Genomic DNA, 1,786 nt, shown 5'->3' with positions numbered 1-1,786 from the left:
GTCAAATGCTCTCGGTGCTGCGCAGCTATATTCCGTTTTACAACCGCAGTAGAATGCACTCGTCTTTAAACTACGTGTCGCCAGCAACGTATGAATATCAGTTGGCTTAATCAGGTGTCAATTAAATCGGGGGAAGATTCCGCCGCAAAAGCGCAGCGCCCCTTAGCTTCACGTTAGACCTTATGAGCTACGACGAGCACGATGCAGCCCTAGACGAGATGTATGACCGCATTGGTCAGGAACTCTATGCCGATCATAAGTCACAGGCAATCGAGGAATTTGCTGCTGAACGTCTTCGATCTTTTTATCTTAAGCACCCTGAAGTCATGCGCCCAGCAATTAACTCTTATCAGGAAGCGAAGGCGTTACATGAAGCAAACCACTACTCGGCAGCGCTTGTCTTTTTCGCAACATCAATTGAATTATTTTTAAAGGCAACTCTTCTTAAGCCGGTGGTTTATGGGCTTGTTCACAACGATAATCTTGCTGATGTGATTGTTCAGTACGCCCTCGGTCAGTCCGGATTTGACAGATACAAAGGCTTGCTAGCACAGCTATTCACGGACATCGCCGAAATTGACCTAAACGAAATAAAGCGCGAGGGTGGAACCAAGCCGTTGCTTGAGGAAGCTCTGGACATTCAGAAATTTCGAAACAAAATCATTCATCTGGGGGCATCTTGCACTGAAGCTGATTCAGCACTGGCAAAAGATATTGCAGCGTTGGTATTTGGCAGAATTGTTGTTCAAATGTTTAATGCGTTGGGGCTCAATATTCATGAAAAAGGTCTTATCAAGCCGGTCTAATTTACGTTAAGGGTCAAATGAAAGGGAATTCTGATGAGCGAAGAAAAATCTAAAACTGCTGCGATATTGGAGCATATCGTGTCACCAGCCATGACTGCCGTTCTTGGGTTAATTGCAGGCCTATTTATTGCCCAATTCAATTCTGTCGTATCCACAAACAGATTCTTTCTGGAAAAACAAGCGAAGGCAGCGGACGATGTTGCGGTTGAGTTTTCGATATACGTTGAAAATTGGAACCGATTGATTATCCTTAGGAAACAATTCGATTTAAGAAAAGACGCACCAAGTAGCGAAGAGCGAGAGAATTTCAAGAGGGTTGTATTCGCCCGTTCAGATGCCAGAGATAAACTTTTTTCAGCTCTCGATTTAATGCATTTGTATTACAGCCAGCCAGCTTCGGAGATGGCGCTTCAATTTAAGTCTTGGGATGCTCAACAAGCAGAACTCACTGTCGAGAAACTGCCCAGTGTTAATGAATGGCGAAATTGGCAAATTAAGATTCTTCGACAGCTTCATGAGGAGATAAGAAAATGAGGGTCTATCCAACTCTGTTTTTAATTTTTTTCACCACCACCGTTCCAGCCGCAGAGATCGGAGGTGGTATTTGGAAAAACTGTCCTGGCCCAGCGTGTCCCGCTGATTCGCCAGATATTGGCGGATCAATGCATAAGAATGCTGACTCGGTATCAATTCATAAGGAAGATGATCAGAGCTTAAAAGCAATGGATACGCACGAATTAAATGACAAAAAATTGGAGCTAGAAAAAGAGATTCGGGCAATAGATAAGGAAAAACAGCACAGGGAAGTCGCCCCCTAACCCTACGCTCAAGCGGGACTGTAACCTTCCCCCAAAATAATTGACACCTCTCCCTAACCAAACGGAGGTGTTTCATGGGCAAATCGAGACCGCCAAAAGTGCATCGCTACAGCATGCACTTCAAGGCAACCGCAGTACGTTTAAGTGAGCTTCCCGATGTCC

The 1,786-nt window shown here is 44.8% G+C and carries 3 protein-coding genes; all 3 read left to right on the top strand.

The window, feature by feature from the left end; all coding sequences use genetic code 11:
• The first annotated feature begins 182 nt into the window (after positions 1-182).
• The 3 genes from Q7U10_06915 to Q7U10_06905 are packed head-to-tail and all read left to right on the top strand — an operon-like array spanning position 183 to position 1,624.
• Positions 183-806 carry a hypothetical protein gene (locus Q7U10_06915; protein ID MDO8282338.1) on the top strand — a complete coding sequence of 208 codons (624 nt, stop codon included), beginning with the start codon at positions 183-185 and terminating at the stop codon, positions 804-806.
• Positions 807-839: 33 nt separating this feature from the next.
• Positions 840-1,340 carry a hypothetical protein gene (locus tag Q7U10_06910; GenBank protein ID MDO8282337.1) on the top strand — a complete coding sequence of 167 codons (501 nt, stop codon included), beginning with the start codon at positions 840-842 and terminating at the stop codon, positions 1,338-1,340.
• On the top strand, positions 1,337-1,624 hold the full coding sequence (locus Q7U10_06905; protein ID MDO8282336.1) for a hypothetical protein: 288 nt from the start codon (positions 1,337-1,339) through the stop codon (positions 1,622-1,624). The genes Q7U10_06910 and Q7U10_06905 overlap by 4 nt, the downstream gene beginning before the upstream one ends.
• Positions 1,625-1,786: the final 162 nt, after the last annotated feature.

It is taken from the genome of Thermodesulfovibrionia bacterium (assembly GCA_030646035.1).
Lineage (GTDB): Bacteria > Nitrospirota > Thermodesulfovibrionia > UBA6902 > UBA6902 > JACQZG01.
This window is presented reverse-complemented; position numbering and strand designations above follow the sequence as displayed.